Annotated in this window: 28 protein-coding genes; 6 read left to right on the top strand and 22 right to left on the bottom strand. The window is 38.9% G+C overall.

Going from position 1 to position 24967, the window contains the following annotated elements; all coding sequences use genetic code 11:
* Window positions 1-286: 286 nt before the first annotated feature.
* On the bottom strand, window positions 287-946 hold the full coding sequence (locus tag QYB95_RS18425; RefSeq protein ID WP_301139833.1) for a YneB family resolvase-like protein: 660 nt from the start codon (window positions 944-946) through the stop codon (window positions 287-289).
* The gene (gene yneA, locus QYB95_RS18420) at window positions 943-1281 is read right to left on the bottom strand and encodes a cell division suppressor protein YneA (protein WP_301139832.1); all 339 of its coding nucleotides are present in this window, start codon (window positions 1279-1281) and stop codon (window positions 943-945) included. The genes QYB95_RS18425 and yneA overlap by 4 nt, the downstream gene beginning before the upstream one ends.
* Before the next feature lie 171 nt (window positions 1282-1452).
* Between yneA and lexA the strand changes: the two genes are divergently transcribed.
* On the top strand, window positions 1453-2073 hold the full coding sequence (gene lexA, locus QYB95_RS18415) for a transcriptional repressor LexA (RefSeq protein ID WP_301139831.1): 621 nt from the start codon (window positions 1453-1455) through the stop codon (window positions 2071-2073).
* A gap of 115 nt (window positions 2074-2188) precedes the next feature.
* Here the strand turns inward: lexA and QYB95_RS18410 are convergent, their stop codons facing one another.
* The 10 genes from QYB95_RS18410 to QYB95_RS18365 form a co-directional block, all read right to left on the bottom strand.
* Window positions 2189-2929 (bottom strand): gamma-glutamyl-gamma-aminobutyrate hydrolase family protein, encoded by a 741-nt coding sequence (locus QYB95_RS18410; protein ID WP_301139830.1) that lies wholly within the window; start codon window positions 2927-2929, stop codon window positions 2189-2191.
* A 133-nt stretch (window positions 2930-3062) separates the two neighbouring features.
* Window positions 3063-3815, bottom strand: coding sequence for a prepilin peptidase (locus QYB95_RS18405; protein WP_301139829.1), 753 nt, complete (start codon window positions 3813-3815; stop codon window positions 3063-3065).
* A gap of 106 nt (window positions 3816-3921) precedes the next feature.
* Window positions 3922-4656 carry a potassium transporter gene (locus QYB95_RS18400; RefSeq protein ID WP_301139828.1) on the bottom strand — a complete coding sequence of 245 codons (735 nt, stop codon included), beginning with the start codon at window positions 4654-4656 and terminating at the stop codon, window positions 3922-3924.
* Window positions 4656-5243 carry a malate synthase gene (locus QYB95_RS18395; RefSeq protein WP_301139827.1) on the bottom strand — a complete coding sequence of 196 codons (588 nt, stop codon included), beginning with the start codon at window positions 5241-5243 and terminating at the stop codon, window positions 4656-4658. Before QYB95_RS18395 ends, QYB95_RS18400 begins: the two co-directional genes overlap by 1 nt.
* Window positions 5240-6220, bottom strand: a complete 981-nt coding sequence (pilM, locus tag QYB95_RS18390) for a type IV pilus biogenesis protein PilM (protein ID WP_301139826.1) — start codon at window positions 6218-6220, stop codon at window positions 5240-5242. Before pilM ends, QYB95_RS18395 begins: the two co-directional genes overlap by 4 nt.
* Window positions 6221-6311: 91 nt before the next feature.
* Window positions 6312-6833: a type II secretion system protein gene (locus QYB95_RS18385; protein WP_301139825.1), complete on the bottom strand. Its 522-nt coding sequence runs from the start codon at window positions 6831-6833 to the stop codon at window positions 6312-6314.
* 48 nt (window positions 6834-6881) lie between these two features.
* Window positions 6882-8090 carry a type II secretion system F family protein gene (locus QYB95_RS18380; protein ID WP_301139824.1) on the bottom strand — a complete coding sequence of 403 codons (1209 nt, stop codon included), beginning with the start codon at window positions 8088-8090 and terminating at the stop codon, window positions 6882-6884.
* Window positions 8091-8105: 15 nt separating this feature from the next.
* Window positions 8106-9149: a type IV pilus twitching motility protein PilT gene (locus QYB95_RS18375; RefSeq protein ID WP_301139823.1), complete on the bottom strand. Its 1044-nt coding sequence runs from the start codon at window positions 9147-9149 to the stop codon at window positions 8106-8108.
* Between the two features lie 11 nt (window positions 9150-9160).
* Window positions 9161-10819: a GspE/PulE family protein gene (locus QYB95_RS18370; RefSeq protein ID WP_425609227.1), complete on the bottom strand. Its 1659-nt coding sequence runs from the start codon at window positions 10817-10819 to the stop codon at window positions 9161-9163.
* 24 nt (window positions 10820-10843) lie between these two features.
* A complete protein-coding gene (locus QYB95_RS18365) occupies window positions 10844-12217 on the bottom strand; it encodes a VanW family protein (protein ID WP_301139821.1) in 1374 nt (457 codons plus the stop codon).
* A gap of 528 nt (window positions 12218-12745) precedes the next feature.
* Here QYB95_RS18365 and QYB95_RS18360 point away from each other — a divergent pair.
* From QYB95_RS18360 to QYB95_RS18345, 4 genes are all read left to right on the top strand, one after another.
* A complete protein-coding gene (locus tag QYB95_RS18360; RefSeq protein ID WP_301139820.1) occupies window positions 12746-13252 on the top strand; it encodes a type IV pilus modification PilV family protein in 507 nt (168 codons plus the stop codon).
* Window positions 13242-13688, top strand: a complete 447-nt coding sequence (locus QYB95_RS18355; RefSeq protein WP_301139819.1) for a type II secretion system protein — start codon at window positions 13242-13244, stop codon at window positions 13686-13688. Before QYB95_RS18360 ends, QYB95_RS18355 begins: the two co-directional genes overlap by 11 nt.
* The gene (locus tag QYB95_RS18350) at window positions 13685-14962 is read left to right on the top strand and encodes a hypothetical protein (protein WP_301139818.1); all 1278 of its coding nucleotides are present in this window, start codon (window positions 13685-13687) and stop codon (window positions 14960-14962) included. The genes QYB95_RS18355 and QYB95_RS18350 overlap by 4 nt, the downstream gene beginning before the upstream one ends.
* A gap of 316 nt (window positions 14963-15278) precedes the next feature.
* A complete protein-coding gene (locus QYB95_RS18345; RefSeq protein WP_301139817.1) occupies window positions 15279-15722 on the top strand; it encodes a hypothetical protein in 444 nt (147 codons plus the stop codon).
* 101 nt (window positions 15723-15823) lie between these two features.
* Here the strand turns inward: QYB95_RS18345 and glnA are convergent, their stop codons facing one another.
* The 4 genes from glnA to QYB95_RS18325 form a co-directional block, all read right to left on the bottom strand.
* Window positions 15824-17158: a type I glutamate--ammonia ligase gene (glnA, locus tag QYB95_RS18340; RefSeq protein WP_301139816.1), complete on the bottom strand. Its 1335-nt coding sequence runs from the start codon at window positions 17156-17158 to the stop codon at window positions 15824-15826.
* Between the two features lie 66 nt (window positions 17159-17224).
* Window positions 17225-17626 carry a MerR family transcriptional regulator gene (locus QYB95_RS18335; RefSeq protein ID WP_301139815.1) on the bottom strand — a complete coding sequence of 134 codons (402 nt, stop codon included), beginning with the start codon at window positions 17624-17626 and terminating at the stop codon, window positions 17225-17227.
* 328 nt (window positions 17627-17954) lie between these two features.
* Window positions 17955-18572: a Bax inhibitor-1 family protein gene (locus QYB95_RS18330; protein ID WP_345783736.1), complete on the bottom strand. Its 618-nt coding sequence runs from the start codon at window positions 18570-18572 to the stop codon at window positions 17955-17957.
* Window positions 18573-18936: 364 nt separating this feature from the next.
* Window positions 18937-20184: a methionine gamma-lyase family protein gene (locus QYB95_RS18325; RefSeq protein WP_301139813.1), complete on the bottom strand. Its 1248-nt coding sequence runs from the start codon at window positions 20182-20184 to the stop codon at window positions 18937-18939.
* A gap of 242 nt (window positions 20185-20426) precedes the next feature.
* Here QYB95_RS18325 and QYB95_RS18320 point away from each other — a divergent pair, with 242 nt between their 5' ends.
* Window positions 20427-21083 (top strand): trimeric intracellular cation channel family protein, encoded by a 657-nt coding sequence (locus QYB95_RS18320; RefSeq protein WP_301139812.1) that lies wholly within the window; start codon window positions 20427-20429, stop codon window positions 21081-21083.
* A gap of 77 nt (window positions 21084-21160) precedes the next feature.
* Here the strand turns inward: QYB95_RS18320 and QYB95_RS18315 are convergent, their stop codons facing one another.
* The 6 genes from QYB95_RS18315 to QYB95_RS18290 form a co-directional block, all read right to left on the bottom strand.
* Window positions 21161-21463, bottom strand: coding sequence for a rhodanese-like domain-containing protein (locus QYB95_RS18315; RefSeq protein ID WP_301139811.1), 303 nt, complete (start codon window positions 21461-21463; stop codon window positions 21161-21163).
* A 162-nt stretch (window positions 21464-21625) separates the two neighbouring features.
* Entirely contained in the window at window positions 21626-22096 is a 471-nt protein-coding gene (locus QYB95_RS18310) for a CBO0543 family protein (protein WP_301139810.1), read from the bottom strand.
* A complete protein-coding gene (locus QYB95_RS18305) occupies window positions 22086-22589 on the bottom strand; it encodes a CBO0543 family protein (protein ID WP_301139809.1) in 504 nt (167 codons plus the stop codon). Before QYB95_RS18305 ends, QYB95_RS18310 begins: the two co-directional genes overlap by 11 nt.
* 247 nt (window positions 22590-22836) lie before the next feature.
* Complete coding sequence (gene hfq, locus QYB95_RS18300) at window positions 22837-23070, bottom strand: RNA chaperone Hfq (RefSeq protein ID WP_301139808.1); 234 nt, start codon at window positions 23068-23070, stop codon at window positions 22837-22839.
* A gap of 66 nt (window positions 23071-23136) precedes the next feature.
* The gene (gene miaA / locus QYB95_RS18295) at window positions 23137-24054 is read right to left on the bottom strand and encodes a tRNA (adenosine(37)-N6)-dimethylallyltransferase MiaA (RefSeq protein WP_301139807.1); all 918 of its coding nucleotides are present in this window, start codon (window positions 24052-24054) and stop codon (window positions 23137-23139) included.
* The gene (locus QYB95_RS18290; protein WP_301139806.1) at window positions 24051-24965 is read right to left on the bottom strand and encodes an alpha/beta hydrolase; all 915 of its coding nucleotides are present in this window, start codon (window positions 24963-24965) and stop codon (window positions 24051-24053) included. The genes miaA and QYB95_RS18290 overlap by 4 nt, the downstream gene beginning before the upstream one ends.
* Window positions 24966-24967 lie beyond the last annotated feature (2 nt).

The raw sequence follows: 24967 nt of genomic DNA, 5'->3' as shown, positions 1-24967 counted from the left end.
AGAGTAGGAAAATGGTGTTTTCTTGATGTAGCTAAAATTGATTTCCGTTGCGGGGACGCTTTCCGGGGGCACGGCTCGAGCCTGTAGTCTCTCCCTCGTGCTGTTCCCCCAGGAGTTGCCCCTCCACTCCAATCAATTTATAAAGTATCTTTTTCTTAACATAATTTTTTCCTTCATTCTAAGAAATTTCTACTTCTGTCCCGACCTCATTTCGGGGTTCTATTGCAGTCACTTATATTTTTTTAGTCATGCATAACAAACTCTTGGTGTTAATAAAAATAAACGTCTAAAGTTCAAGACCTTCTACATATTCTATATATCTACGATGTACGGTTGCTTTACTCACCTGGAAACCCAGCCCTCTTAAGGTTGAGGCAATTTCTTGGAAGGTCAGCCCTTTTTCACGGAGTTTCACAATCTCTTCGATCGGTACTTCTATTCGTTCCCGCCCCTCATGATTATGGCGATTCTTGATATTTAACTCGGGGCGATAGCCGTTATCGACCGCACGTCTCATTCCTCTTTTGATTTTGGCATTATGAATTTTTCGTTGATACTCTTCCACGATGGCCAGAATCTCAAGTAACATTGTATCCATTTCATTCAATGTTAAAGGACCTGCATTGTTCAGGGAATAAACGGTTGTCCCATTTTTTTGCAGCAAATGCAGGACTGCCATTCGTGCATTACCTCGTCCCAAACGAGTTTCGTCCTGCACAAATAATACTGTTACATCCTTTTCTTTAATAAAGTCCAGCATTTCCAGGAGACCGTCGCGTTCTACTTCATAGCCGCTATGCTGATCATGGAAAACTTCTAAAACCTGGAAATTCATTTCACCTGCATAGCGTCGCAGCTCCTCTTCCTGCCGCACAAGCGATGTCTCCTGTGTATTTTTTTCTGTACTTACCCGTGTATAAATGACTGCTTTCCTTTGCTTACTCATTGATTTTTAACCGCTACCTCTACTGAATGAAATTCTTCTTCACTCTTTAAATTTGCAATATAGATGCTATTGGAATTCACTGGAACTGTTATGGCATGTCCTGCCACGATATGTTCTCCTGAAAGAGCATTTTCAGCTTTTACCTGCTCGATCCATTCCTGCGTAGTCATTTTACCACGATATTGTTCTGCTAGTGTCCATAATGTATCGCCATGCTGTATTTCAATTTGTTCGTATGTTGTTTTGCCATTATCGGTAATTAATAGAAATGCACCCATCACAAGAAAAGCAACGAATAACACCACAATATAAGTATTTTTCTGTAACCAATTCATAAACCAAGACCTCTTTTCGAATATTTGTTCTCGCGAATGTATGTTCTTAATTTAATACGAACACTTGTTTTTGTCAACACCAATTTCGAACCTATGTTTGCATTTTTGTTCTTTCACTGATATACTATATGTAACTAATAGAGGTACATATTCACAAAAGAGGTGATAGAGTTGAAGAAAATATCAAAAAGACAGGAAGATATTTTAACATTCATAAAAGAAGAGGTTCGGGCAAAGGGTTATCCACCCTCTGTTCGTGAAATAGGAGAAGCTGTAGGTCTAGCATCAAGTTCAACGGTACATGGCCATCTAGCTCGATTGGAGAGCAAAGGCCTTATCCGCCGAGACCCAACAAAACCGCGTGCAATCGAGATTCTGGACCAAGAAGAAGCAGCTGTTCAAAAACAATCCGTTGTACATGTTCCATTAGTGGGGAAAGTTACAGCCGGTCTACCTATAACAGCAATCGAAAATATCGAGGAATACTTCCCTCTGCCAGATGCCTATGGTACAAGTGAAGAAAATCTATTCATGCTTGAAGTTATGGGAGAATCGATGATAGAAGCCGGTATCCTGGATGGAGATTACGTCGTTGTAAAACAGACGAACACTGCGAGTAACGGGGAAATCGTCGTGGCGATGACGGAGGATGACGAAGCAACAGTGAAACGTTTCTTTAAAGAAAAAACACATTTCCGTCTTCAACCTGAAAACTCAAGTATGGATCCGATCCTAGTAAATCAAGTAACGATTTTAGGTAAAGTAGTAGGCTTATATCGCAATATTCATTAAAAAAAGTTGTCTCGTTGGTCAATAGACTGGGAGACAACCTTTTTGTTTAGGTGAATTGTTTGGGATAGCTATGTTGATTAAAACAATTGCTAAATATAGCCCTGTGGGATTTCTATCAAGGCAGCTGTGAAACGAGCGTTCCATTTTGCTGTTTATAGACGATGGATGCATCAATAAATGACTTAAATAGGTTTTTTGCATGTTCGTCTTCAGCGATTGCCATCTCCTCTGGATGCCATTGGACTCCCACGCAATAAGGGTAATCTTTCATTTCAAAGGCCTCAATAATGCCGTCGCTTGCTTTCGCTGTTACTTGGAAGATCTCCGGCACCTTCTTTAATGCTTGATGATGGAATGAATTCACCGCGATCTTATCTTTGCCCACGATTTCGTATAATTGACTGCCCTTAGTAATTTCTATATAGTGGGATGCTTCTTTTCTCCGGGCATTTTGTTTATGAAGGATCGGCGTATGCTCATACTGCGAATTGATATCTTGATAGAGTGTCCCGCCCAAAGCTACGTTCAACAGCTGAATTCCTCGGCAAATCCCGAATATCGGCATCGTTTTCTTCAGTGCGGCTTCTGTAAGCTCGAGTTCCACTTCATCACGCTCCAGCATAATATCGCCAATGTGTATATGCGGCTCCTCATCAAAGAAATGCGGATGAACGTCTACCCCGCCAGTCAGCAATAAACCATCGATCCCCTCAAGCAACTGTTCCGCATCACTTTCTACACCAAAAGGAATATTCACCGGAATTCCACCCGCTTGTATTATAGATTTCACATAGGCTTCATTAATGCAGTATTGCCCGTTGTTCGTTGTCATTGTAATTCCAATAATAGGTTTCATTCAAAACACCTCCATAACTTCTATAATAATAACTTGCTTAACAATATTCTAGATTTACTTTATTTTTCCTCCATTAAATGAAAAAGAGTCGCCTCTTAAGGGAGAGACGTCTCTTTTGAAAAAAATATTACTGTTAGAATAAATTTGCATACCAGTCCAGGATTGCTTCACCATAAAAATAAACGATGATGGCGGCTAGAGCGATGGACGGACCAAATGGAACAGGGGTTTTTCTTCCTTGATTTCGTACCTTCAGAACGATGATGCCGACAATCATTCCAATAAAAGCAGCCAGGAATAGCGTTAGTAACGTATTCAATGTCCCCAGGACGAGGCCAATTAAAAAGAAGAGTTTAATATCTCCCCCACCCATGCCTCCATTGGATATAACTGCAATGAGATATAGGATGCCAAAGCCAACTACAGCTCCCAAGATACTATCCCACCAGGGGTCAATTGGCGAGAAGATGCGCCCCAATGCAAGTAACGGTAAAAAGAACAAAAGCACTTTGTCTGGAATAAGCATATAGGCGAAGTCAGACACCACGATAATCATTAATAAGGAAATGAATAAAAGTGCCACAACTGTCTCAATTGTTAAACCCAATTTCCAAACCGTGAGCGCAAATAAAAGCCCTGTAATGATTTCAGTAAGCAAGTAGATGGGTGAAATTTTCGCATGACATGTACGGCATTTTCCTCGTAAAAATATGTATGAGAAAACAGGAATCAGATCTAGCAGCGTTAAGCGACGCTGACAATTTGTACAATGCGATGGTGGCGTCGAAATGGATTCTTTTTTGGGAACCCTGAGGCCGACTACATTAAAAAACGAGCCAAACACAAGCCCAAAGATAAAGGCAAACACGGTATAAACGATTTCCAAGGGATGCACCTCCTATAAATACAAATGGTCGGAATCCGTGAAAACACGAACCCCGACGGTTTAATTTTTTTCAAAACACTTATGCCTTAGTAAATCGAAATAATTCTTAAGACTCTCCTTCATAGTAGAAAGTCGTTACCTGAATAGAAGCATTGATCACTTCAGTGGCACCTTCATCGAATTCGTCTTCTTCTCCCGGAAGTGTATAGCTTAGTGTATCAATATGCATAATCCGTTCCAAATTTTCGATTTCCTCAATGAATTGTTGAATATTTCGATCTTCCGGTGCTTCAATTTCTAAGTTGAAAGTGATGAGTTTTAATTCCGGCGGCAGCGTTTGGGCAGCAATTTCCGATACTGGCGTTTCCACTGTATCACCAGCTTCTTCCCCTTCAACTATTTCTTTTGTTCCAGCAACTTCAGCTCCACTTGACTGATCTTCCACAGTCTCTGTTGTAGCCTCTTCTTCAGGAACAGGGACAATGGCAGACTCGGAAACAAGTGCATCGTAGCTATTAAAGCCAATGGATGTAATACGGGTTTCTGAAACAAACTCAATCTCTTCCAAGTTTAATAATAACTGATCTATCTCGCGAGACTGCGGCAATTTTTGACGAATTTCAAACACATTGGACACCTGGGTAGTCGATTCTTCTTTCATTGTAGCAATCTGACCTTCAAGTGAGGTAATCTCCGTCTGTAAAGAAGTAACAGAGCCTTTAAGTGTTTCAACATTATCCTGTTTAGGCAATACAATATAATAGTAGATTGCAAATAATAAAGCGGCTATTAATGCCACAAGCAATAATAAAGAAGAATTTTTATTACCAGAGAGTTTCATTATTGAACACCTCCAGTAGCTAAATAGGTTTCATTGATTAAGAGCGTGATTTCGGCGGATTGTCTAGGAATGACATCAAAATTCGTCTCATCCTCGGTTCCCAGCTCCTCGCCTAGTTCAGAATTTGTAATGGAAAGGACTTGTCCATCTATAAAATACGCACTATTATTTAATCTCGAAACATAGGTCGAAACGTCACTTAATGTTTCAAAATCAATGGAAATTGAGACACTTTCAGGGCTAAATGAATAGTTACGTAAATAGGAATTACTCGGCAGCAAGCCTTGAATTTCGTCTATTAATGGTGTAACAGGATAAGACACCAACTCCACAAATTGCAGGGATTGTTCCAAAGAACCCTCATTTGCCGGCTGCAAAGTGGCTAAGTCTACCTTTAATTGATCACGTTGTGCAATAAGGTTTGTTTCCTCCCTTTGTAATTCAATGACTGCTGCCTTCGCAGTGAAATATTGCCAAATCAATAGTGTCAGTCCTAATAAAGTAAGTATCCCTAGCAGGATATAAAGCAATCTGGAGCCTTGTTGGCTTTTTTCAAGTTTGGGTATGAGGTTAATATCTGGTATCATGACGAAATCTCCTTTAACGCAAGCCCGAGCAGTGATGCATGTTTTGCTTTAAATCCTGGGTAGTACTTTTGCATTTGTGAATCATCTACCATTTTTGCTGTAACAGGTAAAGTCTCTTTAAGGTAATTGTGAATTTGATCAAGCAGTGGATTATCGCCCATGACAATGATTTCATCAACGGACTTTTCTCCTTTATGTAGAGAAAAACGGAAGAAATTCATAATACGGTCAAGTTCCAGCACCTGATCCATAATCGTCATGCGATAATCTTCACTATCACCATCGTATGTAAAGTCAAGCTCATTCTCCTTCAGTGGCTTCGCATGCCATTGGGAGATAGTCGTTGGAATCTGCTGGTAACGCAAGAAATCCACATTCCCATTCGAATAAATACAAATGGATAGCTCATTAATGAGCCAATTGGCAATTAGGTATGTTTTTTCACTATCAATCATCTGCATACTTTCGAGCAATCGCAAATTACATAACGCGCGAATATCAGCAGCTTGCGGCCCCATATGGATATCTAGAAACAGATTGATATATTTATTCACTTCTTCAGAAGCAGCAGCAAACATCATCGCCTGTCCATCTCCTTCAGTCGGATCATAGACATCAATAAGCGGATCTTGGAAAGGTAAATGAATACTGTGGCCAAGCTCCATTTGGACAAACTCTTTTAATTTATTCGGTTCCACATCACGGGCATGCTCAAAGGATTTTAGCAAAACAGTCGGGTCAGGAACAAAAAATCGAACGTTCTGTTTCTTCCCACCCCATTTGTTGGCATTCTCTTTAAATATCTCAAATAACGCCATTTCATCTTTTAGCGTAGCTTCATCGATGATTTCATGAGGCAAAGCCACTTCAAACACCTCTGCCTGGGACAAATCTGGGCCCTTAGAAACAAGCGCGCGAAGTACATAATCATTAATCTCGATGGAAACATGGGAATTCTTTTTCTTTTTGTTGAACATGCGCAGGGCTCCTCTAGGTTTAAATTAAATTGTTTAGTTTCTTATTTCTTAGCCTAATGAATTTCATTAGGCTAAGTTTGAAAAACTAATATCAGCTAGCTTTAAAGAAGACATCCGTAACTGGGTCAGCTGTATTTTGTTTTATATTAATTAGAGTTGCTTCGTTAACTGTATAAGTATCTGTTCCAACCTTAGCCGTACCAGTTAATTCAATACCATCTGACGTCTTTTCAACCTTTGTAATAGTTAGTGTTCCTGGAGATTCAAGGTAATCATTAAGATCAGCAATTGGAGCTGTTGTACCACTTGCATTAGCAGTTCCTTGTAATAGTAGGACTCCCTCATTATCTGTATAATAAATATTCGCTGCATTAATAGCATTAACAACATCAGCTTTAGCCGCTTTTATTCGGCTATTGTCAATAATATTCCCAATAGCTGGCACCGCGATTGCAGCAACAATTGCTAAGATAACAATTACTGCTAATAATTCGATTAATGTTAAACCTTTTTCATTTTTAATACGTTTTTTCATATTTTTAAACATATTAAATCCTCCTTTTAATTTGTTGTTTTGTTTGTGTTTTTGTTTTTGCATGGGCGTTTGTTGCATGTTTCCTCACCTCCCTGCAAAACGCCCTTGTTCTCTAGTTCAATTTTTTTACATTTGCTCGTAAAGGCTAAACATCGGTAGGAAGATTGCTGCTACAATGACCCCTACAATAACCGCTAAGAACAAGATCATTAATGGTTCGATTAGTGACTTTAATGTATCAACGGATCTTTCTACTTCTGCGTCATAAAACTCCGCGACTTTTTCCAGCATATAATCCAGTGATCCCGTTGATTCCCCGATTCTTGTCATTGAGGTAACAAGGGGCGGGAAAAGCCAGCTAGCTTCTAGTGGTTCGGAAAGTGAGTTTCCTTTTTCAAGGCTATCACGTGCTTCAAGAACAACTTTACTCATAACCGGATTGCCAACTACTTTTTCTACTATGGTTAGTGATTGTAAAATCGGCACTGCACTACTGAATAAGGAAGATAACGTCCCCATCATACGAGAAATCGCTGATTTCTGAAGCAATGGACCAAAGATTGGCATTTTAAGTAACGCGTAATTTACCGCATAGTTAAATTGTTCATTACGTTTATATAAAACCTGGAAACTGATAATCGCAGCAAGCATTAACAAGATCACAAGCCACCAAAATTTCTGCAGCCATTCACTCACAGCGATGGTCACTATTGTCATCCAAGGTAACTCTGCGCCCATCTCTTCGAATGACTCGGTAAACGACGGCACAACGAACACCATCATAAAAATGGCAACGACAATTGTTAAAACAAGTAACACTGCTGGATAAGTCAAGGTTGATTGTACTTTTTTCTTCAAGTTATACTGTTTTTCAAATGTGTTCGCCAACCGCTCCAGCGTATCATCGATATTCCCGGTTGCCTCTCCCGAACGCATCATATTAGTAAATAATAACGGGAAAACTTTTGGATGTTTCGCTGTTGCATCAGAAAATGAAACCCCTGAACGAATATCTTCTTCAACCGCATCCAACGCTTTTTTCAAAGGTTTGCTTTTGGTTTGATCTGATAAAATCCGTGTTGACTCAACGATTGAAACTCCTGCTCTTATCAAGGTTGCAAATTGTCTTAAGTAGATGACGAAGTCTTGGTTTTTTACTTTCGCACCTGTAAGTTTTAATTCTTTGTGCAAGATACTATTCGATTCGTTAACTTCACGAGGGTTAATTCCTTGAGATCTGAGCTTGGCAATAGCGGCTTGTTTATTTGCAGCTTCCACTGTGCCCTTCTTTTGTGCCCCCTGTTTTGTCCGACCTATATACCTATAAACAGTCAATTAACTCACCAACATTCATTTACTATAATCTTCAAAATTCAGATAAGGTCGTGCTTCTTCCATCGAAACCTTTCCTGATGAAACAAGCGCTTGAACCGATGTTTCCAAAGTATGCATTCCCATCGCTCTACTCGTTTGCATCACGCTTGGAATTTGGTGCACTTTTTCGTTTCGAATCAAATTTGTTACAGATGGCATGGCAATTAGTATCTCGGTAGCTGCTATACGACCATTTGTATCTCTTCTCGTAAATAATCTTTGGGAAATGATCCCTTGTAACACGTTCGCAAGCTGAATACGTATTTGCCCTTGTTGATGTGGTGGAAACACATCAATAATTCGGTCGATTGTTGTGGGCGCACTTGAAGTATGTAATGTCGCGAATACTAAATGCCCTGTTTCAGCTGCTGTTATTGCGGTTGATATTGTTTCAAGGTCACGCATCTCACCAACTAAAATAACATCCGGGTCTTGACGAAGGGATGCACGTAACCCACTTGCAAAATCCTTTGTATCAATGCCAATTTCGCGTTGATTGACAATCGATGTTTTATGGTTATGCAGATACTCAATCGGATCCTCAAGCGTAATAATATGCTTCGATTTTGTTTCATTGATATAATCAAGCATCGCAGCGAGCGTTGTTGATTTCCCTGAACCAGTCGGCCCTGTCACAAGGATTAATCCTTGGGGTTTGTCGGCCAAATCGTAAAGTACTTTAGGCATACCTAAAGATTCAATCGTCGGTATTTTCGATGGAATTAAGCGGAATGCAATCGCACAATCGTTGCGCTGGTGATAGGCGTTTACACGGAATCGACATAAATCTCCGAGCGAGAAGTTAAAGTCTGTCTCCCCTTTTTGGTCATATTCTTCAGCTTTGTGCTCAGGTAAGACTTCTTTCACGAGTGCCTGCGCCTCATCGGGTGTGACTGCATAGTCTTCAAATTGCTTTAGCTTACCGTTTATCCGGTAAACCGGTGGAATTCCGACTGTAATATGTAAATCAGAAGCTTTTTCTTCATAGGCTCTTTCTAATAATGACCGTATACTAAACATCTTTTCACTTCCTATTCAACTATGGCAACGTGTAAGACTTCTTCTGTCGTCGTATGGCCAGCTAGTACTTTCAATAAACCATCTTCTACTAAAGTACGATATCCTGCCTCTTTCATATAATTTCTTATTAGACTTATACTTGTTCTTTGGAGAATGAAGTCTTTTACAGTTCGATCTATAGGCAAGATTTCATGGATTGCAAGACGTCCGCGATAGCCTGTATGATTACAAGCTGGACAACCACGTCCACGATTTACTGTTTCGACTTTCATACCAACTTGTTCAAAAATTTCTTTTTCACGTTCGGTTGCCGGTACTTTTTCCCCACAATCACGACAGACACGGCGAACAAGGCGCTGAGCGACAACTCCTACTAATGAAGAAGAGATTAAGAATGGCTCTATCCCCATATCATCCAACCGGGATATCGATTCAACAGCGCTATTTGTATGCAAAGTACTTAATACTAAATGCCCTGTTAACGAGGCACGAGTGGCAATCTCCGCCGTCTCGAGATCGCGAATCTCACCAATCATAATAATATCCGGGTCCTGACGAAGGATCGAACGCAATCCTGCAGCAAAGGTTAACCCAACCTCTTCCTTTACCTGAATCTGGTTGACTCCTTCTAATTGATATTCAACCGGATCTTCAACTGTAATAATATTGACGCCTACTTTATTTAAGTGAGAAAGTGCAGCATATAATGTAGTTGACTTACCTGATCCTGTTGGACCTGTGAGTAGAACAATTCCGTTCGGACGAGCAATCATTTTGCGGAAAAGCTGTTCATTTTTTTCAGATAAGCCAAGCTTGTCCACATCGGTTGCCGCATTACTTAAATCAAGAATCCGCATTACGATTTTTTCACCATAAATTGTTGGTAATGTCGATAATCGGATATCAATGGGTTTAAAGTTAATCGTTGACTTAATCCGTCCGTCTTGTGGTATACGATTTTCTGTAATATTCAGTCCACCCATGATTTTGATGCGGGCCGTAATCATATTTTGCATATTTTTCGGTAAAGAGCGCTCGGTTCTTAGCTGACCGTCTACACGGTATCGAACGCGAAACTCTGTTTCTTGTGGATCAAAGTGAATATCACTCGCTCTTAATGCCACCCCATTGGCGATTAATTGATTCACTAATCGAACAATCGGGGACTCTTCATCGGTAATTTCTTGCGGCGTTTCAGTTGCTTCCACACCGAAATCTGAAAGAGCTGCTTCCATTGACTCTTGAAGTCCGTAATATTTTGTAATTGTCCGATATAAGTCGTCCTTTGCAGCAATACTTGTCTCAATTTGACAGCCTGTCGCCATTCGCACTTCTTCAATGGCGAAGTAATCCATTGGATCCGCCATCGCGATAAAGAGCCTATTTTTATCCCGTCTGATGGGCATAATATTCGCTCGTTTTGCCAGTTCAGCGGGCACTAATTGCAGAAGTTCCGGTTCAATCGAATATTGGTTTAAGTTAATATGCGGAACCCCTAATTGGAATTCGAGGACTTCGATTAGCTGCTGCTCAGTCAGGTAATTTTCACGAATCAGAAAGTCACCGAGTTTTTCGTCACGACTTTTATTCGTTAAAGCATAGTCAAGCTGTTCATTCGTAATTACACCTGCTTCAATCAACAAGTCCCCAAGTCGTTTTCGAGTTTGCATTCGCAATTGCCACACTCCCCTTCCTTATGGAGTAATTAAGTTTCCGCCCTTGTCATAGTAACTACCTTCAGGCAAGTTTTCTTCCGCTTCGTCCAGCGGTATATCCGGTAAACCATTATTGTCTAAATCCATTTGTGTGTCTGGATCTTGATTTTCTATTCCACTTGGCGCTGTGCTAGGATTTGTTGTTCCTGTTGAATCCGTGTTATCAGTTGGGTAAGTATTATCACTTGTCGTCCCTGTAGAATCTGTTGTACCAATCGACTCTGGCTGTCTTGCTGAAATTAAGACAATTCGGTTCGCTGGTGCATAATAATCACGGCTAATTTGTTCTTCCGTTGTGCTGCCACTCTCTGAAACAATTCTAGTGACTACAACGCGTAGACCCTTTTCTCCCTCTTGGACGAGTTGTTTCTGTCCAACTACTAAATCATCCGAATAACGATTGATAATACGTGGTGGGATTTCTTTTTTATGAGTCTGTACGAGAACCTCTTTGCTTTTTTCATTCGAATAGATTTCGAGTTTCAAATCAGAGCCTTCAATGGTTGCATTAATTTTGACGGGATTCGTCGAACTGTTCAAAAACTGTAAATCCTCATTATATTGAATACTGATTCTTGCATTAATTCCCGGTTCTAGGTACGTTGGTATTTTTTCTTGTGAGTGACGCTCAACAATCTGAAACTCTGTATTTAACACGGCATCGTATAAAACTGAGGCAACAAAGTCTTTGGCTTCGTTTGTCGCATGACTCTCACCTACTGTTGAAATAAATGAAAAAGTCTCGCCAGGATATAATATTGTTTCATTTATTAGTTCAGCTATCTTAGATACCGCGATACTTTCTGTCGGGATGGTTACAATGGAAAGAGCGATCCGCTCATTTTCAAGCTGCGTCAAATCATTTTGCACGGCCGCAATCTCATGTTCCTTTAAATAAGAAGCTTGTGTAGTAATCGAATTCAATGTCGCTTCAGCATCCCAGCTTGACACTACTGCAATAGTGTTTTTTAAATCCTCTGGCACTGTTATATGTATGGGCAGTTGAACAACTTGGTCAGATTCCCAAAACGCAAACCAAGGTTTTTCCACCGTTGTTTGATATTGTGTGACGGTACTATCCAAATCAAAAACAAACTGCGAAGGGTCAACCAGGACTTCATGCTCACCATCAGTTACCACAATGGACTCAGAAACCCAATGATTAATAGCTTCCTGTAAAGCTGCCCTCATTTCGTCTTCATCTAACCCCGAAACTTCTACTCCGGCGATAGTCGATCCCGTCCCCGGTCCATCAGCTAAAGCTGTTCCTAAAATATTTCCTTGAAACAATAAAAACACAACAAGAAACACGCTCAAAACAGCTAGTAGAATCGGTTTTATTTTTATTGGCATACAAATCACCTCAAGTTTCTAATTAACACTACTAATAGCATTGACTTTTTTCATATGCAGCTTAAGCTACCTCTTTATAAAACTTATCATTTTAAAAGAACTAGCGATAATTTAATAATTTGATAGAGCATATTCTCTATGTACCTATGTAAAATATACTATCCATTCTATTATCTTACTCTAAAATTAACGTAATAATTGTAAAAATTTTTATAAATTCTTATTAAACGTCAAAGTTTCGTCATAAAATTTCTATCTAAATAATAAAATACACAATTTTTGTCAGTTTGTATATATCTTTTTTACTAAAAATATATTTTTATTTTAAATAAAACATTCATTTATATGACTTTTATATTATCATTAACAATATCAAAGACTTAAACTATCATTCTTTTAACTTAATTAACAAACATTTAAATAATAAATGGATTAAAACCATTACTTTTATAGCATATGGAAATGTTTTAATATATAATTATCCCAAATTACTACATTGTTTCATCCAAAATAAGTAGGTGTCTTTTATTGAAAAAACTAATAACCCCTAATTTGTTTAAGAACAATAATGGAATTTCTTTGATTGAGGTATTAGCTTCTTTAGTTATTTTATCTATCATTCTAATTTCATTCATGAATTTCTTCCCTCAAATGGGACAAAAAAATGTACAAAATGAAAATAAGCAGGAAGCAATCAATATTGCAAAAAAGGAATTATTTTACTGGAAAAGTGCTATAGAAAACAGTTCTGATTTTAATTCTTTCAAAAACAACCCAACCAGCTCTTCTTTTTCATTTATTGGTTCAAATGATATTGTTACTTTTGACTCCAATACAATATCAATAAAAACAGATCAAACAAAATCTACTAGTTCCGACTTTTCTGTTACCACAACAATACATAGAGCAACCGATTTACCTTCTAAACCAAAAAAAGCTTATCAAATGGATATTCAATTATTTAAAAAGAATGATATTTTAGTTAGCGAGACCTATGGATATATCTTTTATAAGGATGAGTCAAATGAAGAATAGTAAGCAATCAGGCATTTCATTAGTAGAGGTTTTAGCAATAATCGTGTTACTTTCTATCGTAGTGCTGCTTTCCTGGAGTATCTTCTTTCAAGGAGCTAATTATACAAATAAAGCAATTTCCAAAAACCAGATGCAACAAGAGGCTAATTATATTATTTCAAAATTAAATAAAATACATCTCCAGTCTGATACTTATAAAGTAAAGAGAGATTCTTGTAAGTTTTCAATCGAAGCAACTACTGATGGTAGAGTTACTGATACCGTTACTTTCGAAAACAATCAATTATGTATTTCTATTAAAAATTTACCCGAGAATGTGAATCCAAACGAGCAAGACATTAATTTACAATTAACAATTCAGAAATTAGAAGAACCATCAAACAATCTAACACTCGAAGCTCTTTTACAACGTTTAAAGGAGGCTAGCCCATCATGAGGAGAATAACCAATAATTCTGATGGATACGCGATTCTAATCGTTTTAATGATAACAGCTGTTTTCACAGTTTTTGCGCTATCTTTCCTGGTAATTTCCGCCAATACTACAAAACAAAATAATATAGTGGAACAAAATTCACAATCAGTAGCCATAGCAGAAATGGGTGTTACTTATTTCGAACATGCTATAAATAATAGTATCCATACCCATCAAGACACTGTCTTGACCTATGTCAAAAACTTAAGAGCAAACGATATAGCAGATAAAAAAAACTATCCTGATGATTACTATATTGATATTGCTATAAGTGAAATGATGGGTTACCTACAAACCGATGTTAATGATTTAAACCTTACTGTAGGAATAAAAGGAAATAGTACAGGTGATTTTTATATTTCACCTACCGAAACTGATTTTTTCAAAAATACTAGCAAAGGCATTGATGTTTTGTATAAAAGTAGAGGTACTGAGGACAGTAAGTCTACCACGATTGAAGGAAAGCTGAAATTAGACTTTTCTCAATTTCTTGTGACAAAGGTTGCTCCACCGGGTACAGGGACAAAAACAACTCCAATCCTTCAAGCAAATCAAATATCGGACCCAGGTAACAACCTAACAAGTTGTCCCAATTACGACAAAAAAGTTGAATTTAATGCTATCAACTGCCAAATAACCGGTAGTATGACTTATGATGATAGCGTTTCTTTTGATAACTCAAAAGTAAAAGTTACCGGGGCATTAACTGCCGATAAGATTAATAAAGGCTTCTATGATTCAACGTTATATGTACTAGGTAGTATGACTGTTTATGGCAATATGAAAAAATCGGATAATATTAACTTATTTGTGGGTGGCGCTTTTTCAGGGTTAAATTTTATAGATAATGATGGAATAACGAATTCCGTTATTGAGATTATGGGTTCTGCAAGTATGCATAATACGAAATTCACCAACTCTACTATGTACATAGGAGGGGTAACTACTATACACCAATTGAACGGTGATGATTATTCTACAGTATTTATTAACGCCAATACTACAGTTGACACAAAAATTAAATTATCTAACAGATCCAAAGTCTGTATTAATGGACATTTAGACGTAAATAACATAGACACAGATTCAACCAGTAAAGTTTATGCAAAATCAAGTAATAATTCTTCTGTAAATACTAAACCCGATTCATTTAATAATGCTTGCTTCAGCACTTCAACTACAGCTGACTGGGGGAATATTAATCTCTCGAGCGAATACAACTATAATTATAAGTAATAAAACTACGCAGTGTGCCAGCTTTTAATAGCTGGTTTTTTTGTGTTTGTTGGATTTATGCATAAAGATTACTTTAAAAACCACCCTACTCCCTATTAATACACTAAATTCGCGCAGCACAATCTTACTAGTTACATGCCAGAAATAATTAACTCATAGAATTAGGTAGTTTAGCTAGACTGTTTTCATTCACTCGAAGATTGTAACAAATCCTCCTCAGAATAATTGTCAATTCAAGTAACTCTATGTTCTTTTTCGCTTTTCAGGAGTACATTGTAGTTGAAGATAGCTTTAACTATAAAAAGAAGGTGTACTTATGAATATTCTTAATCAACAGGGTGCGGCAAAAACTAAAATTATTGCGATTACCATTATACTTCTCATATTAATTGGTGGCGCTTTGACGATTTTTAATGATGTGGCTGATCAAAGTGTTGCGTTTTCTGAGGAAGAAATAAATGAATCTAATGAAATTGCTCAAGAAGAGCTAAACCTTGCCTTTTCGACTACAGAAAACTACACATTTGAACAACGGGCAGAGGCTATTGAGTCCATTGGCTATAGCGAGCCTGAAATCGAGAAGTCGACTATGACTTTTGAAAAACATACCAATTCGAATGTCTATGTTTTATTAAAACTTCAGCCACATGAGACCTATGAAGAGTTGTCTCGTGTGTTAATTCAAATATTTGATAAAGATAACGGTGCCATGATTACCGAGCTAGATAATGTCTTAACATGGCAAAAAACTGCAGAATAAAATTGTCCCCACCTCCCTGCCTTTGTGAGGTGGGTTTAAATTTAGCTTTTTTTAAATCATACAAAAAAACCTGACACAAATTGTGCCAGGCCGTATAGAAATTAATACATTTTTAAGTATTGTTCGCGTTCCCAAGGGTGAACAGCAGTACGGAACATATCGAATTCGATTTCTTTTGCTTCTTTGAAGTTTGCATAGATATGGCTACCTAATGCGTTTTTGATCACTTCGTCTTTTGATAGAGCTACAAGAGCATCATCAAGTGAAGCTGGTAAGTTATCGATTCCGTTTGCTTTGCGTTCCTCCTCGCTCATCACGTAGATGTTGCGGTTGATTGCTGGTGGAGGTGTCAATCCGTTGCGGATTCCCTCTAAACCAGATTCAAGGATTGCAGCTAAAGCTAAATAAGGGTTAGCAGCAGGGTCTACTGAACGCACTTCAATACGAGTTGATAGACCACGTGAAGCTGGTACACGAATTAATGGTGAACGGTTTTGAGCTGACCAAGCTACGTAACATGGTGCTTCGTATCCTGGTACTAGACGTTTGTATGAGTTTACAGTTGGGTTTGTAATCGCTGTAAATCCTTGAACGTGCTCTAATACACCTGCCATAAATTGCATAGCTGTTTGAGATAGACCAAGTTCTGTGCTAGGATCGTAGAATGCATTTTCTTTGCCTTTAAATAATGACACGTTACAGTGCATTCCAGAACCCGCTTCACCGAATAATGGTTTTGGCATGAATGTTGCATGTAAGCCATGTTTGCGGGCAATTGTTTTAACAACCAGCTTGAACGTTTGGATGTTATCGCAAGCTTCAATGGCATTTGCATATTTGAAGTCGATTTCGTGTTGACCAGGAGCAACCTCATGGTGAGAAGCTTCGATTTCAAAGCCCATTTCTTCTAATTCCAGCACGATATCGCGACGGCAGTTTTCACCTAAGTCTGTTGGTGCCAAGTCAAAATAACCGCCATGGTCATTTACTTCTAGAGTCGGCTCCCCTTTTGCATCCAATTTGAATAAGAAGAACTCCGGCTCAGGCCCAAGGTTGAAATGCGTGAAACCTAACTCTTCCATTCCTTTTAATACACGCTTTAAGTTGTTGCGTGGATCTCCAGAGAATGGTTCGCCTTCAGCAGTGTAAATGTCGCAAATGAAACGTGCAACTTTACCGTTATCAGTAGTCCACGGGAATACCATGAATGTGTCAAGATCAGGATATAAGTACATATCAGATTCCTCGATACGAACAAACCCTTCAATCGAAGAACCGTCAAACATCATTTTGTTATCTAGTGCTTTATCAAGTTGACTCACTGGAATTTCTACGTTTTTGATTGTTCCTAAAATGTCTGTAAATTGTAGTCGAATATATTTTACTTCTTTTTCTTGAACAAGACGTTTAATATCGTCCTTTGTGTATTTACCCACAGTATTCCACACTCCTACTTTTCCCTAATTAGCAAATTTAATTATTCTATTTATAATTCACGCGGTTTATTGGTAAAAACGCGATAAATCCCCTTGTCGCAAAGATGGTTTTTGATGACGGTTGCTATTCATCATTTCTTCACGTAAAATGCGGCGCAATTCTGCATCGGAAATTTCTTCTTTTGCTTTTGCTGCTTGAATTGCAGGATTATTTTTCATATCAAACACTTTCTTGATTCCTGCCATGTTCACGCCTTGCTCCAACATATCCTTGACATCCAGAAGCGTATCGACGTCATTTAAGGAAAACATTCTTCTATTACCTTCCGTACGGTGTGGCTGAATTAAATCATGTTCTTCATAATAGCGAATTTGACGCGCCGATAGTTCAGTTAATTGCATAACCGTACTAATTGGTAAAAGCGGCATGGATCTTCTTAATTCACTTGATCTTCTTTCACTACCCATTTAATCCACCTCCCTTACGTCTATCTTAACCTGGGTAAGATAGATTGTCAATCTTACGTAAGAAAAACTAACATACAGAGGAAATAGCATAAAAAAGGTTTGATAAAAGAATATCCCCAAATAATAAATTTTTCAATAGTTTTATTATTCTTTTTATTATGACACCAGTTGTCTGAAAGTTGATAATACCTAACATTCATTGTTATATATAGAACTTTTGATGTTATATCAGGATAATCGATTAGTGAAAATTCATTTTACGGAAAATTAAAAAACTGCAAATTAATTGGTATTACCAATCTAATCTGCAGCATTATTGGAAAGTCTATTATCTTTTTTTTCGGTTTGAAGCAATGATGTTGATGACGATAAATGCTAAATTCAAGTACAGTCGAAGGGCAAAAAACAGAACTTCATTTTCACGAATAAATTCATTCCGTATACTATCCAGCTCGTACACCGTATAGAGGGCAAACGCTAATACAAAAATACCCGCTACTACAAGGAAAAATGGACTACTAACCGGAATGAAAATATAGATGAATGCAAAGACAACAAATACAATCAAAATCGTAAATGCGTACATTAAAGCTTCTGAAATACTATATTCAATCAGCTTTATTCCCAAGAACGCAATCGTCAGGAAAATAAGTATTGTCCCGATAAATACAGAGATGATTAATGCCGCCCCTAACCAGTCAATCAAGATAATCAGCAGCAAAAAATGCAGCACGCCAAATAAAATCGGTATCAGAAAGATCAATACATTGCCAATTCGCCACATAAAAGTAACGACAGCCAAACCGATTCCCAGCAAAGCAAGGATAATGACCACAGAAATTGGCAGCAATAACGCAACCAAAAGCCCGATTACGCTCAAAATCCACATACCCACGAAATAAAATATTATGAGGTCGTAATTTCTATTCCTTTTATGATGCCCCATGTCCAACCCCAATCATAGATTGATTTACTTACACTATATTTTTAAACAGTATATGTTATTAATAATTTTTTGTTTGTGTTGGTAGTTTTTTAGGATTATTTTAGTTGGTTGGTATTCTTACTTGGGTTTGGATATCGTTGTGCAGGGCATCAATTAATTAATAAAAGAAGCGATATTTTATTAACGAATTAGGGTGGAATTTTGAAGTGGCGAGATTATTGAAGAAAGTGGCTAGATTTCGACAAAAAGTGGCTAGAAAAATTTGAAAAGTGGCTAGAATATCGGCAAAAGTGGCTAGATTCTCACCGAGATGGAGCAACTTGCTAAAAAACAACGGCTCAGATTTCTCTGAGCCGCCGCCTTACTATCTCAATTTCTGCACTGCACTGCAAATTGCATATTTCACGTGCTCGTAAGTTAAGCCCCCTTGGACAAAAGCTGTATAAGGCGGGCGGATTGGACCGTCAGCAGTGAGTTCAATGCTCGACCCTTGGACAAAGGTACCTGCTGCCATGATTACATCATCCTCGTAGCCAGGCATATAAGCTGGTTCAGGTGCAAAATGGGCGTTAACTGGTGAAGCAGCTTGGATTTCCTGACAGAATGCGATCATTTGCTCGGCTGTTTGGAAGGAAACGGATTGGATTAAATCTGTTCGCTTATCCGCGTAATGAGGATACGTTGTCATTCCGACTTCCTCCAGCATTGCCGAGGTGAAAATCGCTCCCTTCAAACTTTGCGCCACCACGTGGGGTGCCAAGAAGAATCCTTGGTAAAAGTCAGCCAGCGTATTCAAGGAAGCTCCTGCTTCTGCCCCGATTCCTGGAGACGTCATGCGGTAAGCACATCTTTCAACCAATTCTGCTCGTCCCGCGATATACCCCCCGATTTTTGCCAGTCCACCACCAGGATTCTTAATTAATGAACCTGCCATTAAATCGGCGCCTACTTCTGTCGGCTCCATCGCTTCAACAAATTCGCCGTAGCAGTTATCGACAAAGATGATGACATCGGATTTGATTTCGCGGATTTTTTCGCACATCTCCTGAATAGCTTCAATTGTATAGGAAGGTCGCGTTGCATAGCCTTTTGAACGTTGAATCGCAACCATTTTTGTCTGTTCATTGATGGCAGCACGAACACCATCCCAGTCAATTTCGCGATCATCGATTAAATCGACGTGTGAGTAGCCGATGCCGAAGTCTTTTAATGAACCTGTATCTTTTTCTCCTCCGTCTACAATCGATTGGAGTGTATCGTAGGGTTTTCCAGTAATATAGACTAGTTCATCTCCTGGTCTTAAAACTCCGAATAAGCTTAACGTAATAGCGTGAGTTCCCGAGATAATTTGAGCTCGCACAATGGCAGCTTCCGCTCCAAAAACTTCTGCATATACTCGCTCCAAATTATCACGTCCCTCATCGTCATAACCGTAGCCACTTGAAGGGTTCATATGAAAGTCACTAACCTGATGTTTACGAAATGCAGCCAGTACTTTTTGTTGATTGAAAAACGCCATTTCGTCCACTTTGGCGTGGATTGGTTTTACTTTTTCTTCTACTTTATTTGCAAGCTCCAGTGTTTCCGGCTTCAAACTTGATTGAAATATCATGATTATTACTCCGTTCTATCTAAATCGCTTCATATAAAATGATGCTGCCTAATAATTTATTTCCTATCTTATCTTAACAATTCTTGTTATCTTTTCAACTATTTTAGAATCTTGACGGTTTTGTAGAACAGTTGCTGTGGGTAAAGTCAAAATTATTATTCATTTAGGTTAAAAATATCTTTACGAAAACCTTTTAAACTGCTATTCTCAATGTTGCATGTTCATGTAAGGAGGCAATGTTGATGGCATGGGAAGTCTTTAGTATTATTGGTACCATCGCCTTTGCAATATCAGGTGCAATTGTGGCCATGGAAGAAGAATACGACTTATTTGGTGTTTATTTATTAGGAATCGTCACTGCTTTTGGTGGGGGTGCGATTCGAAACTTGTTGATCGGCTTACCTGTTTCGACGTTATGGAGCCAGGAAATGATGTTTCAAATTGCAATCGCAGCCATTACAATATTTTTCTTAGTTCCCCATCATCTCATCAGGCATTGGAACCGTTGGGGTAATTTCACGGATGCAATCGGGTTATCCGCCTTTGCGATTCAAGGGGCGATTTATGCTGTTTCGCTCGAACTTCCGATCAGCGCTGTCATCGTTGCGGCCGTTCTAACTGGATCGGGTGGAGGAATTATTCGCGATTTATTGGCACGAAGAAAGCCATTGGTCCTTCGTGATGAGATATATGCCGTGTGGGCGGCAGGTGCCGGTTTAATCATCGGTCTTCAGTTTTTGGATGGTGATATTTTCTTATATGCATTATTCATTGTCATTACAGCTTTACGCGTGTTGTCGTATACAAAACATTGGAAATTGCCTGTGAGAGCATTGAAAAAAGCAGAGTCCACAAGTACACCAATTCAAATAGATACAAATAAAAGAGCACATAGATGAGTAGACAGTTACTCATTTATGTGCCATTTTTTGTTATTGGGATTGCAACACCGCTAACTAATCTTCTCAAGCTACACTTACTTAAACTCTAGCTCTCCATCATAGGCCATCATGCCGCCTTCCAAGTTTGTCACTTGGAAGCCTTGTGATTCCAGGTATTCACCTGCATTGGCACTGCGTACGCCGCCTTTACATACCATGATGTATTCTTTGGATTTGTCTAATTCGGGAGCTTTCTCCGGAATTGAACCCAGCGGAATATGTACAGCACCAGGAATCATGCCCTCTTCCACTTCAAAATCTTCGCGTACATCAATAATGTTCAGATCTTCATTTGCATCTAATAGATTAATTAGTTCTTCAGTTGTCATCGTTTTCATCACTAAAACCTCCATATCTACTATCCCTTCGCCCAGGCCCCCTTAAACCCTTACTGCAGCCTTGCGAATGGTTTACTCAAATCCCAGTATAATGAAAAAATCTACCCTTCGCAATTAACTGAATTTTAATCAAGGATTACCTTACCCTGCCCATCATTTCACTCAAAGAACTTTGCCCTTTGAGAAAAACCATAAACTTAAAATGCGCGTTAAATAAAATGTTAGACATACTGTTACCCAAGTAATATACCATTCCCAGTTAATATACTTGATGAGGTCGGTATATTTTTCGAAAAGGATTTCAGAGATCGTTAAAATCGAAGTATATCCGATATAATATCCGCATTGGATAAGCGTACTCCGATTGCTTGGATACCTGGCATTAAAAAGTGCGCAGATGACAGGAAGAAAAAAATACTCATAGGTAAAACTTGCCCGATTGATAGATGCAAAAAATCGTACTGGATACTGGAGCAGCCCCAACTCAACGACCACCAAACCCAAAAGAAAAGTAATCAGCTGTGTAAATAAAAAAGCCACAACGGCAAGCCGAATTTTATTTTTCGGTATGAAGAAAAGAATTGCCATTCCTATTGGATACGCCGATAATAAGAGCCAATATTCAATTCTCATGAGGTTCCACCCGCTCTGCTTGGAATAATGATTTGTCCTTAAAGAACCAATTACAGCAGAATTGACTCACCAAAAAGAGAATTGCAATATAGATCCACATCCCATACCCCGTTAACGATCCATATTCCAATAAATCTGTATATCTCTCGAGCACAACATCGAACAACGAAATGCCGGAAATCCAACCTGCAAAGTAAATAAATTTGGACCATAGAGCCGTTTTTACCCTTCTACGGACATAGAATATGGAAAACAATATGGGATAAAAAAAATAATTGATCGTAATTGAGAGATCGGTCGCTTTCGGGAATTCGCGGACGGGTGCACTTAGCAAACCATATTTAAAGCTAGGCATATCACAAAGCCAGATGAATGATTGAAACACCATAAATGCCAACAATCCTTTGCGCCGGTCTTTACGTGGAACAAACAGAAAAAAGCCAACAAAGCCGAATAGCCACATTGCAGCCAAAATCAAACGTTCCATTAGCATATGTTAGATACTCCCCATTCCGCTAAGGTGATAAATACTATTTATTAGCAGTAAAAGTATCCTCCAATTTCCCTAATCATATTCAATAATTCCTTAATACGGCTCTAACATTTCAGGGTAAGTATGGACGTATGAGGGACGAAAGGTGGGAAAAGAAGATTAGGGGAAACAATCGTTACTTTAAGCGAATATATTTTTTAGAGGTATAAAAAAATCGGCAAGCAACATCACTTAGCCGATTTGATCATCAATTTTCTTCGTTATCTGGAGTAATCGCCACATGCTTTGATGGAGAAAATGTTGAGATTGCATGTTTATAGATGAGATGCTGTTTGCCGTCTACATCCAATAGAACCGTAAAATTATCGTAGGATTTTACCAGGCCCTTTAATTGAAAACCGTTTAATAAAAATACTGTAACAAAAGTATTGTTTTTCCGAAGATTATTCAGGAAAGTATCTTGTAGATTAATTGATTTCACGCCGTATACACCTCGTCCATAGTTTTTCTATAGTTAGGTATTCGGCATCTAGTAAGAATTTCCTCCCTAATAAACAAAGAATTTTGAATAATTTTCGATTTTATTCCATTCGTTTCCTATCCATTCGACATCCAGCTTGTTACGGAAGTATGTAAGTTGCCGCTTAGCATATCTTCGTGAATTTTGTTTTAGCTCATCGATGGCGTCCGGAAGGGTTAACCTGCCATCCAGATAGGCATACAGTTCTTTGTATCCGATTGCCTGAACAGACTGCACATCACGAATCCCGCGGTCCCTCAAGCCTTTCACTTCTTCAAGCAAGCCTTGTTCCATCATGAGGTCAACACGTAAATTGATGCGTTCGTACAACTTCTCCCTGTCCATATCCAATCCGATAATCAGATGGTTATATAACGGGATATCCCCCCGGTTATGTTCTTCACTTGCCTTCGAAACACCATGAAGCTCCACCATTTCGAGTGCACGAATAACGCGGCGCGTGTTGTTGGGATGAATGGTTTTAGCCGTTTCCGGATCTAGCCCCATTAACTTGGCATGCATGGCATCCGGACCGATCTGGGCTAATTCATCATAATATTTTTTGCGTGCTTCTTCGTCCACATCTTCTTTTGTGAACTGGAAATCATATAATACCGCTTGTACATAGAGGCCTGTCCCACCGACAATAATCGGCAGTTTTCCGCGACTTTGTATTTCGGCGATTTTTTCCCGGACGATTACCTGATACTCAGCAACCGAAAAGCTTTCTGTCGGCTCTTTGAAACTCAACAAATGATGGGGAACGCCTTCCATTTCCTCTTCGGTAACTTTGGCTGTCCCAATATCCAGCCCTTTGTAGATTTGCATCGAATCACCGTTGATGATTTCCCCATCAAATGCTTTTGCCATTTTAATGCTTAAAGCTGTCTTGCCTGAAGCTGTCGGCCCCACAATGGCGACCACTTCGATTTTCTTTTCATTCATTTGTTTAACCACCGTGTAATTACAGAATATACATGTTCTCGATCGACTTCTTTTAAAATTTCATGCCGCATACCCTCAAATAGGTAGACGACCACATCCGTAAGGTTCGCTTCATTCATGTCTTTAGCGACTTTGAAAACGCCGGAGCCCTTGCTGCCCACAGGGTCTTCACTGCCGCTGATCAATAAAATCGGCAAATCCTTGCGAATGTTCTTGAGTTCTTCTTTTTTATTAATGATTAATAATCCATCCGTCAAATCCACAAAAAACTGATTCGTTGGGACAAAGCCGCAATAAGGATCTTGAATGTACTTTTCGACTTCCTCTTCATTGCTGCAGAGCCAATCATAAATGGTTCTGGGATTCAATACACTTCTGCTGAAACTATTGAAGCTTAAATCATTCATGAGCTGGCTGGGCATGTTTTTCCCTCTCCACGCACTCAGCGAACGGGCAACTGCATTTCCCACTTGATGAAGTGCAGTTGTCGTACCTGTTCCACATAAAATACATTTATCGATCATCCCGCTATAGAGCTGAAGGAACCTGCGAGCAACAAAAGAACCCATGCTATGCCCAAATAATACAATTTCCTGGTTACCTGGATCCACACTGTAATGCTGGATAATATCAAAGACATCATCCACTAGCCTCTGGAAGCCGTTTTCTTCTCCCAAAAACCCAAGCATCCCGTTCAACTCGGCAGTCTTGCCGTGGCCGCGATGATCATGCGCCGTTACAAAGTAACCCTGTTCGGCCAAGCTCTTCGCAAAATCATCATATCGCCCGCAGTGTTCCGCCATTCCGTGCATAATATGAAAGTTTCCTCTCGGTTCACCATTAGGTTTGTATACACGTACATAAATCTGATGTCCGTCATCCATTTCCAAGATATCTGTAAGCTCTACCAATC

Origin of the sequence: Ureibacillus aquaedulcis (assembly GCF_030418165.1) — a bacterium.
Classification (GTDB): Bacteria; Bacillota; Bacilli; order Bacillales_A; family Planococcaceae; genus Ureibacillus; species Ureibacillus aquaedulcis.
The sequence above is the reverse complement of the archived record's forward strand: the minus strand, read 5'-3'. Positions and strand labels throughout refer to the sequence as shown.

Coding starts and splice junctions, on each gene's coding strand:
- QYB95_RS18425 (WP_301139833.1), bottom strand. CDS start 946: ATGAGTAAGCAAAGGAAAGCAGTCATTTATACACGGGTAAGTACAGAA.
- yneA (WP_301139832.1), bottom strand. CDS start 1,281: ATGAATTGGTTACAGAAAAATACTTATATTGTGGTGTTATTCGTTGCT.
- QYB95_RS18410 (WP_301139830.1), bottom strand. CDS start 2,929: ATGAAACCTATTATTGGAATTACAATGACAACGAACAACGGGCAATAC.
- QYB95_RS18400 (WP_301139828.1), bottom strand. CDS start 4,656: ATGAAACTCTCTGGTAATAAAAATTCTTCTTTATTATTGCTTGTGGCA.
- QYB95_RS18395 (WP_301139827.1), bottom strand. CDS start 5,243: ATGATACCAGATATTAACCTCATACCCAAACTTGAAAAAAGCCAACAA.
- pilM (WP_301139826.1), bottom strand. CDS start 6,220: ATGTTCAACAAAAAGAAAAAGAATTCCCATGTTTCCATCGAGATTAAT.
- QYB95_RS18385 (WP_301139825.1), bottom strand. CDS start 6,833: ATGCAACAAACGCCCATGCAAAAACAAAAACACAAACAAAACAACAAA.
- QYB95_RS18375 (WP_301139823.1), bottom strand. CDS start 9,149: ATGTTTAGTATACGGTCATTATTAGAAAGAGCCTATGAAGAAAAAGCT.
- QYB95_RS18370 (WP_425609227.1), bottom strand. CDS start 10,819: ATGCAAACTCGAAAACGACTTGGGGACTTGTTGATTGAAGCAGGTGTA.
- QYB95_RS18365 (WP_301139821.1), bottom strand. CDS start 12,217: ATGCCAATAAAAATAAAACCGATTCTACTAGCTGTTTTGAGCGTGTTT.
- QYB95_RS18355 (WP_301139819.1), top strand. CDS start 13,242: ATGAAGAATAGTAAGCAATCAGGCATTTCATTAGTAGAGGTTTTAGCA.
- QYB95_RS18350 (WP_301139818.1), top strand. CDS start 13,685: ATGAGGAGAATAACCAATAATTCTGATGGATACGCGATTCTAATCGTT.
- QYB95_RS18345 (WP_301139817.1), top strand. CDS start 15,279: ATGAATATTCTTAATCAACAGGGTGCGGCAAAAACTAAAATTATTGCG.
- QYB95_RS18335 (WP_301139815.1), bottom strand. CDS start 17,626: ATGGGTAGTGAAAGAAGATCAAGTGAATTAAGAAGATCCATGCCGCTT.
- QYB95_RS18330 (WP_345783736.1), bottom strand. CDS start 18,572: ATGGGGCATCATAAAAGGAATAGAAATTACGACCTCATAATATTTTAT.
- QYB95_RS18325 (WP_301139813.1), bottom strand. CDS start 20,184: ATGATATTTCAATCAAGTTTGAAGCCGGAAACACTGGAGCTTGCAAAT.
- QYB95_RS18320 (WP_301139812.1), top strand. CDS start 20,427: ATGGCATGGGAAGTCTTTAGTATTATTGGTACCATCGCCTTTGCAATA.
- QYB95_RS18315 (WP_301139811.1), bottom strand. CDS start 21,463: ATGAAAACGATGACAACTGAAGAACTAATTAATCTATTAGATGCAAAT.
- QYB95_RS18310 (WP_301139810.1), bottom strand. CDS start 22,096: ATGAGAATTGAATATTGGCTCTTATTATCGGCGTATCCAATAGGAATG.
- QYB95_RS18305 (WP_301139809.1), bottom strand. CDS start 22,589: ATGCTAATGGAACGTTTGATTTTGGCTGCAATGTGGCTATTCGGCTTT.
- miaA (WP_301139807.1), bottom strand. CDS start 24,054: ATGAATGAAAAGAAAATCGAAGTGGTCGCCATTGTGGGGCCGACAGCT.